General features: G+C 70.8%; 8 protein-coding genes and 1 rRNA gene. All 9 read left to right on the top strand.

What is annotated here, in order from left to right; all coding sequences use genetic code 11:
* The first annotated feature begins 280 nt into the window (after positions 1 to 280).
* The 9 genes from rrf to MCHLDSM_RS06300 all read left to right on the top strand — a co-directional run bounded on the left by rrf (position 281) and on the right by MCHLDSM_RS06300 (position 8,264).
* Positions 281 to 394 (top strand): 5S ribosomal RNA (gene rrf / locus MCHLDSM_RS06335).
* A gap of 113 nt (positions 395 to 507) precedes the next feature.
* A complete protein-coding gene (locus MCHLDSM_RS06330) occupies positions 508 to 1,335 on the top strand; it encodes a tetratricopeptide repeat protein (RefSeq protein ID WP_082168763.1) in 828 nt (275 codons plus the stop codon).
* A gap of 1 nt (position 1,336) precedes the next feature.
* A complete protein-coding gene (locus MCHLDSM_RS06325) occupies positions 1,337 to 2,353 on the top strand; it encodes an HAD-IIA family hydrolase (protein WP_048469371.1) in 1,017 nt (338 codons plus the stop codon).
* A 13-nt stretch (positions 2,354 to 2,366) separates the two neighbouring features.
* Complete coding sequence (locus MCHLDSM_RS38430; RefSeq protein WP_165762039.1) at positions 2,367 to 2,522, top strand: hypothetical protein; 156 nt, start codon at positions 2,367 to 2,369, stop codon at positions 2,520 to 2,522.
* A 5-nt stretch (positions 2,523 to 2,527) separates the two neighbouring features.
* Positions 2,528 to 3,337, top strand: coding sequence for a TlyA family RNA methyltransferase (locus MCHLDSM_RS06320; protein ID WP_048469370.1), 810 nt, complete (start codon positions 2,528 to 2,530; stop codon positions 3,335 to 3,337).
* Positions 3,334 to 4,257, top strand: a complete 924-nt coding sequence (locus MCHLDSM_RS06315) for an NAD kinase (RefSeq protein ID WP_048469369.1) — start codon at positions 3,334 to 3,336, stop codon at positions 4,255 to 4,257. The genes MCHLDSM_RS06320 and MCHLDSM_RS06315 overlap by 4 nt, the downstream gene beginning before the upstream one ends.
* On the top strand, positions 4,257 to 6,035 hold the full coding sequence (recN, locus tag MCHLDSM_RS06310) for a DNA repair protein RecN (RefSeq protein ID WP_048469368.1): 1,779 nt from the start codon (positions 4,257 to 4,259) through the stop codon (positions 6,033 to 6,035). The genes MCHLDSM_RS06315 and recN overlap by 1 nt, the downstream gene beginning before the upstream one ends.
* Positions 6,036 to 6,127: 92 nt before the next feature.
* Positions 6,128 to 7,312: a putative cytokinetic ring protein SteA gene (gene steA / locus MCHLDSM_RS06305; protein ID WP_048469367.1), complete on the top strand. Its 1,185-nt coding sequence runs from the start codon at positions 6,128 to 6,130 to the stop codon at positions 7,310 to 7,312.
* A gap of 10 nt (positions 7,313 to 7,322) precedes the next feature.
* Entirely contained in the window at positions 7,323 to 8,264 is a 942-nt protein-coding gene (locus MCHLDSM_RS06300) for a copper transporter (RefSeq protein WP_048469366.1), read from the top strand.
* Positions 8,265 to 8,313: the final 49 nt, after the last annotated feature.

The following is an 8,313-nucleotide window of genomic DNA, read 5'->3' as shown; positions in this document are numbered from 1 at the left end:
GATAGACCAGACCTACAAGACCAGCAATGGTCGCAGGGAACTGGCACTAACCGGCCGAAAACTTACAACAACAACAAAACCTCGCAACCACACCACACACCACAACCCACACCCCACCACCAAATAACCCAGGGGCAACAAAACTCACAGATTCACACTCAAAAACGAGTGAATAAAGTTACGGCGGTCCATAGCGGCAGGGAAACGCCCGGACCCATCCCGAACCCGGAAGCTAAGCCTGNAACTCACAGATTCACACTCAAAAACGAGTGAATAAAGTTACGGCGGTCCATAGCGGCAGGGAAACGCCCGGACCCATCCCGAACCCGGAAGCTAAGCCTGCCAGCGCCGATGATACTACCCACACGGGTGGAAAAGTAGGACACCGCCGAACACCATTTGGAATCGCCCCCCGCATTTCGCGGGGGGCGATTTCCTATTTCGCAGCAATTGGCCAATGAATTCGTCAATTGTGGCGTCGGACTTTTTGGCCGTATCCTTTTTGTCGTGTCCCACGACAATCAGGACGGCCGCGGCGACCGCCGGCCCCAGCGCGGCGGTTCGGCCGGCAACAGGCAGGGGCCGCGGCGCGATCAGCGCTCGGCGCCGCGCACGTCGGGACCTCAGCGTGCCCGGCCCACCCAGCCGCGCACCCACGACGACACGAAAACTCCAGCGGGCCCGCCGATTCCCGCCGAGATCGAAGCCCGCCAACTCTCCCCGGAGATCCGGGGCGAACTCACCACCCTCGATCGGGCCACCGCCGACGCCGTGGCGCGTCATCTCGTCGCCGCCGGCGAGCTGCTCGACGAGGATCCCGAGGCTGCGCTCGAGCATGCCCGCGCAGCCCGCGCTCGCTCCGGACGGATCGCCGCGGTGCGCGAGGCCGTCGGCATCGCCGCCTACGCGTGCGGGGACTGGGCGCAGGCACTCGCCGAACTGCGGGCGGCCCGCCGAATGGGCAGCAAATCACCGCTTCTCGCGCTGATCGCCGACTGCGAACGCGGCGTCGGCCGGCCGGAGCGGGCCATCGAACTGGCCCGCAGCCCCGAGGCCGCACAACTGACCGGCGACGACGCCGACGAACTGCGGATCGTGGTCGCCGGGGCCCGCTCGGATCTGGGTCAGCACGAGCAGGCGCTCGCGGTGCTGTCCACGCCGCAGCTAGATCCGTCGCGCACCGGTCAGACCGCAGCCCGGCTCTTCTACGCCTACGCCGACACCCTGCTGGCGCTCGACCGCAACGACGAGGCCCTGCAGTGGTTCCTGAAGGCCGCGGCAGCCGATGCCGACGGCATCACCGACGCCGAAGAGCGCATCACGGAGCTGTCCTGACATGAGCAGCCTTGCGCAGCAGCATGATTGCCTGCTGCTCGACCTCGACGGCACGGTGTTCCGCGGCCGCGAACCCACCCCCGGTGCGGTCGACACGCTCGCCGCCGTGCAGTCCCGGGTGCTGTATGTGACGAACAACGCCTCCCGCGACGCCACCCAGGTCGCCGACCATCTGCGCGAGCTCGGTTTCACCGCCGCACCCGACGATGTGGTGACCAGTGCGCAGAGCGCGGCACGGCTGCTCGCCGACCAGCTCCCGGACAACGCGAAAGTGCTCATCGTGGGCACGGATGCGCTGGCCGAGGAGGTGCGCAGCGTCGGCCTGACGCCGGTCCGGGAGTTCGCCGACGAGCCGGTGGCCGTCGTGCAGGGCCACTCCCCGGACACGGCGTGGACCGCGCTCGCGGAGGCGGCGCTGGCGATCAGGGCCGGGGCGCTGTGGATCGCCGCCAACGTGGACAAGACGCTGCCCTCGGAGCGGGGACTGCTGCCCGGCAACGGGTCCATGGTCGCCGCGCTGCGCGCCGCCACCGACCAGGAGCCGCAGGTCGCCGGCAAGCCGTCGCCGGTCCTGATGACGAATGCGTTGGCGCGCGGGCACTTCGAGTCACCGCTGGTGATCGGGGACCGGCTCGACACCGATATCGCCGGCGCCAACGCCGCCGAACTGCCCAGCCTGATGGTGCTGTCGGGCGTCAACAACGCCGAGGACGCGATCTTCGCGGTTCCCGACGAGCGCCCGCAGCTGCTCGCCGAGGACCTCCGCGCGCTGACCGACGACGCCGACACCCTGCGCGTCGGGCCACATCCGGCGTGGCGCGTCGAGGTCGACGACGATGCGGTCTCGGTGCACTCCACCGGCACCGATTCCGGCGACGCCCTGTCCGTCGTCCGGGCGATCGCCGCCGCCGTCTGGGCGGCGGACGAGCCCGTGCGCCGCCGGCCGATCGTCGCGGCCGACGACGCAGCCCGACAGGCCGCTCGGCGGTGGTCGCTGCTGTCGGACGCCATCGACTAGCGTGAACCACGACATGAGTACCGACCCCGAGCAGATCCGCGCCCAGGTCGCCGAACTCCTGGGCGAGCCGACCGAGCCCACGGCCGCCGACCTGGATGCCGTGGCCGCGCGCCTGGACGAGGCGCACGACGTGCTGGTGCGCGCGCTGGAATCGGTCGAGAAGGGCTGATCCGCGTGACGCGGCGCGCTCGTGTGGACGCCGAGCTGGTCCGGCGCGGTCTCGCGCGCTCCCGCCAGCAGGCCGCCGAGTTGATCGGGGCGGGACGGGTCAGTATCGACGGCATGCGGGCGGCCAAACCGGCGACGGCCATCGAAGTCAGCGCGAACCTGACCGTGGACGACGCCGGCGAACCGTCCTGGGTGTCGCGCGGGGCGCACAAACTGATCGGCGCGCTCGACGCGTTCGGTGTCGATGTCGCGGGCCGGCGCTGCCTCGACGCGGGCGCCTCCACCGGCGGGTTCACCGAGGTCCTGCTCGCCCGCGGGGCGGCTGAGGTGGTGGCCGTCGACGTCGGTTACGGACAGCTGGCGTGGGCGCTGCGCACCGACGAGCGGGTCACGGTGATGGAGCGGACCAACGTCCGCGAGCTCACCGGCGAGGCCATCGGCGGACCGGTCGAGGTGATCGTCGCCGACCTGTCGTTCATCTCGCTGGCGACCGTGCTGCCCGCGCTGACTGCGTGCGCGTCTGCCGGCGCGGATATCGTTCCCATGGTGAAGCCGCAGTTCGAGGTCGGCAAGGACCGGGTGGGCGCCGGCGGGGTGGTCTCCGACCCGCTGCTGCGCGCCGACGCGGTCCGCTCGGTCGCCGAACGGGCGGCCGAGCTGGGCTGGTCGGCCGTCGCGGTCACCGCCAGTCCGTTGCCCGGCCCGGCCGGCAACGTCGAGTACTTCCTGCATCTACGAGCCGACACGACGGATCCCCTGCACGGCGACGCGCTCGCCGCCGCGATCCACCGTGCCGTCGAGGAGGGTCCCCAATGACGCTCGAACGCACCATCCTGCTGGTGGTGCACACCGGCCGCGAAGAGGCCACCGACGTCGCACGCCGGGTGGAGAAAGTGCTGAGCGACAACGGGATCGGGCTGCGGGTGCTCTCCGCAGAGGCCGTCGACCGCGGGCCCCTGCATCTGGCGCCCGACGACATGCGCGCCCTCGGCGTCGAGATCGAGGTCGTCGACGCCGATCAGCGCGCCGCCGAGGGATGCGAGCTGGTGCTGGTGCTCGGCGGTGACGGCACCTTCCTGCGGGCCGCCGAGCTCGCCCGCAATGTCGAGATCCCGGTGCTCGGGGTGAACCTCGGCAAGATCGGGTTCCTCGCCGAAGCCGAGGCCGACTCGATCGACACCGTCCTCGACCACATCATCCGGCGCAACTACCGCGTCGAGGAGCGGATGACGCTCGACGTGACCGTGTGGGCCGGCGGCGAACTGCTCGACCGGGGCTGGGCGCTCAACGAGGCCAGCCTGGAGAAGGGGCCGCGGCTCGGTGTGCTGGGCGTCGTGCTGGAGGTGGACGGCCGGCCGGTGTCGTCGTTCGGATGCGACGGGATGCTCGTCTCGACCCCGACCGGTTCGACCGCGTACGCGTTCTCCGCGGGCGGCCCGGTGCTGTGGCCGGACCTCGAGGCCATCATCGTGGTGCCCAACAACGCGCACGCCCTGTTCGCCCGGCCGATGGTGACCAGCCCGCACGCGCTGATCGCCATCGAGATCGAGGCCAGCGGCCATGACGCGCTGGTGTTCTGCGACGGCCGCCGCGAGATGGTGCTGCCCGCCGGTGGCCGCCTCGAGGTGACCCGCTGCGGCACTCCGCTGAAATGGGTGCGGCTGGACAGCGCGCCGTTCGCCGACCGGCTGGTGCGCAAGTTCCGGTTGCCCGTCACAGGGTGGCGCGGGCAGTAGTGCTAGCCGAGATTCGGATCGAGTCGCTGGGCGCCATCAGCGTCGCGACCGCAGAGTTCGACGGGGGATTGACCGTGCTGACCGGGGAGACCGGTGCCGGCAAGACCATGGTGGTGACGGGCCTGCACCTGCTCGGCGGCGCACGTGCCGATCCGGCCCGGGTGCGGTCGGGCTCGGTCAAGGCCGTGGTCGAGGGGCGGTTCGTGACCGACGATCTGGGCGACGCGGTGGTCACGCAGGTGGACGACATCCTGGACTCCTCGGGGGCCGAACGCGACGACGACGGCAGCGTGATCGCCGCCCGCTCGGTGAGCCGGGACGGGCCGTCGCGGGCCTACCTGGGCGGCCGGAGCGTGCCCGCGAAGTCGCTGAGCGAGTTCACCAGCGAGTTGCTCACGCTGCACGGCCAGAACGATCAGCTGCGCCTGATGCGCCCTGACCAGCAGCGCGCCGCGCTCGACCGGTACGCCGACGTGTCGGCGCAGCTGCAGCGCTACCGCTCGCTGCGCGAGGAGTGGCTCTCGGCCCGGCGTGATCTCGACGAACGGCGGCGCCGCGCCCGTGAACTCGCGCAGGAGGCCGACCGGCTCCAGTTCGGCCTCAACGAGATCGACGTCATCGCGCCGCGACCCGGAGAGGACGAGTCGCTGGTGTCCGACATCCGGCGACTGTCGGAGCTCGACGCGTTGCGCGAGGCGGTGCAGACCGCGCGCGCCGCGCTGTCGGGGATCAGCGACGACGGGGCGGGCGAGGGGTTCTCGGCCGCCGACTCGGTGGGCCAGGCCCGGACGGCGCTGGAGAACACCGACGACGCGGCGCTCAAGGCGCTGGCCGGCCAGCTCGACACGGCGCTGACGGTGCTCACCGACGTGTCGGCAGAGCTGGGCGGGTTCCTCTCCGAATTGCCCAGCGATGCAAGCACATTGGAGGGCAAGCTGGCCCGGCAGGCCGAGCTGCGTACGCTGACGCGCAAGTACGCCCCGGACATCGACGGGGTGCTGGAGTGGGCGCGCACGTCGCGTGAGCGCCTGGCCCAGCTCGACGTGTCCGAGGAGGCGTTAGCCGGCCTCGCGCGCCGCGTCGACGAACTCCAGGGCGCCGTGGCCGCCGCCGCCGCGGAGCTGACCAAGGTCCGGGTCAAAGCGGCCAAAGGCTTGTCGAAGGCGGTGACCGCGGAGCTGTCCGGGCTGGCGATGTCCGGCGCCCAGTTCATGATCTCCGTCGGTCCGCTGCCGGCGCGTCCCGACGACAGCGCGCCGCTGACGCTGGCCTCGGGTGACACCGTGCACGCCGGCCGCGACGGGGTCGACGCCGTGGAATTCGGGTTCGCCGCGCACGGCGGGTCGGACCTGCTGCCGCTGCACAAGAGCGCCTCCGGCGGTGAGCTGTCCCGGGTCATGCTCGCGCTCGAGGTGGTGCTCGCCGTGTCGACGGAGGGCACCACGATGGTCTTCGACGAGGTCGACGCCGGCGTCGGCGGACGGGCCGCCGTCCAGATCGGCCGTCGGCTCGCGCGACTGGCACGCACGCATCAGGTGATCGTCGTGACGCACCTGCCCCAGGTGGCCGCCTACGCCGACGCGCACCTGGTCATCGAGGGAGAAACGGCGGGCACCAAGGCCCGGGCGAAGTCCAGCGGGGTGCGCCGTCTCGACGACGACGACCGGGTGGCCGAGCTGGCCCGGATGCTGGCGGGCCTCGGCGAGTCCGACAGCGGGCGCGCGCACGCGCGGGAGCTCCTCGACGCCGCCCGGGCCGAACGCGAGGGCGCCACCTGAGCGTGTGACGGATGTGAAAGAAAGAGACTTCTGGGGCTGATGTTACGGCGCGCCTCCGACGGATCCGGAGGGTTGCTGGCAAGAATCGGCCCATGAAGATGTCAGCGCTGCTCTCCCGAAACGCCAGCTCACGGCCGGGCATCACCGGCACCGCCCGCGTCGACCGCGACATCGACCGGCTGCTGCGACGGGTGACGCCGGGGGACATCGTCGTCATCGACGCGCAGGATCTGGACCGCATCACCGCTGACGCCCTGGTCGAGGCGAACGTCGCCGCCGTCGTCAACGCGTCGTCGTCGATCTCGGGGCGCTACCCCAACCTCGGACCGGAGGTGCTGGTCGCCAACGGCATCACGCTGGTCGACGACACCGGCCCCGAGGTGTTCAAGAAGGTCAAGGACGGCGCCCGCATCCGGATCAACGAGGGCGGCGTCTACTCCGGGGACCGTCGGCTGATCCTCGGCACCGAGCGCACCGACGCCGACATCCACGAGCTGATGCAGGAGGCCAAGGGCGGGCTGGTCGCCCACCTCGAAGCGTTCGCGGGGAACACCATCGAGTTCATCCGCAGCGAGAGCCCCCTGCTGATCGACGGCATCGGCATCCCCGACATCGACGTCGACCTCAACCGCCGGCACGTCGTGATCGTCGCCGAGGAGCCGCACGCCGCGGCCGACCTCAAGGCGCTCAAACCGTTCATCAAGGAGTACCAGCCGGTGCTGGTCGGCGTCGGGAGCGGCGCCGATGTCCTGCGCAAGGCCGGCTACCGGCCGGCGCTGATCGTCGGTGACCCCGACAAGATCAGCACCGAGGCGCTGCGTTGCGGAGCCCAGGTGGTGCTGCCCGCCGACGCCGACGGCCACGCCTCCGGTCTGGAGCGCATCCAGGACCTCGGCGTCGGCGCAATGACGTTCCCGGCCGCCGGGTCGGCCGCCGACCTGGCGCTGCTGCTCTGCGACCACCACGGCGCCTCGCTGATCGTCACCGTCGGGCACACCGCGAGCATCGAGGAGTTCTTCGACCGCACCCGCCAGCGCAGCAACCCGTCGACCTTCCTGACCCGGCTGAAGGTGGGGGAGAAGCTCGTCGACGCCAAAGCCGTTGCCACGCTGTACCGCAGCCGTGTCTCGGGCGGGGCGATCGCGCTGCTGGTGCTGGCGATGCTGATCGCCGTCATCGCCGCGCTGTGGGTGTCGCGCGCCGACGCCGCCGTGCTCGAGTGGATCACCCACACCTGGAACCAGTTCCTGCTGTGGGTCCAGGGCCTGGTCTCGTAGGACAGCCGCCGTGATCTCGCTGCGTTCGCACGCCATCTCGCTGGCCGCCGTGTTCCTGGCGCTGGCCATCGGCATCGCCCTGGGCTCCGGGCTGCTGTCCAACACCGTGCTGTCCGGGCTGCGCGACGACAAGGCGCAGATGCAGACCGAGATCGACTCGCTGACCAACGACCGTAATGCGCTGAACGAAAAGCTGAGCGCAGCAGGCGATTTCGATGCCCAGATGGCACCGCGGATCCTGCGCGGCAGCCTCGCCGACAAATCGGTGGTGCTGTTCCGCACGCCCGATGCCGCCGACGACGACGTCGACGCACTCGCCCGGCTCGTCAGCGAGGCCGGCGGCACCGTCACCGGCACCGTCGGCCTGACCCAGGAGTTCGTCGACGCCAACTCCGCCGAGAAGCTGCTGTCGGTGGTGAACTCACCGATCGTGCCCGCCGGCACCCAGTTGAGCACCACCACCGTCGACCAGGGCTCGCAGGCCGGTGACCTCCTGGGCATCGCGCTGCTGATCAACAGGGACCCCAAGCTCGCCCCCGTCAACGACGACCAGCGCGACACCGTGCTCACCGCCCTGCGCGACACCGGCTTCATCACCTACGGCGCCGACCGCATCGGGGCGGCCAACACCGCACTGATCGTCACCGGCGGCGCGCTCGGGGACGACGCGGGCAACCAGGGCGCCACCGTGGCCCGGTTCGCGGCGGGTCTGGCACCCCACGGCTCCGGCGTCGTGCTCGCCGGCCGTGACGGCGCCGCCTCCGGTACCTCCGCGGTGGCGGTCGCCCGTTCGGACAACGCCTTGACCAGTACGGTCAGTACCGTCGACAACGTCGACCGGGAGTCGGGGCGGATCACCACCGTGCTGGCGCTGAGCGCACTGATCAACAACGGCAAACCCGGCCAGTACGGCAGCGGGCAGGGCGCCTCCGCCGTCACCGTGCCGCAATAGGGGGCCCGCCGCCCGCGTGTCAGCGACGCGGTGTCGGAGACGGTGTTAG

This window comes from Mycolicibacterium chlorophenolicum (genome assembly GCF_001044235.1).
GTDB classification, from domain to species: domain Bacteria; phylum Actinomycetota; class Actinomycetes; order Mycobacteriales; family Mycobacteriaceae; genus Mycobacterium; species Mycobacterium chlorophenolicum.
Note: the sequence above shows the minus strand (reverse complement) of the source record. Positions and strands in the feature narration are given on the sequence as shown.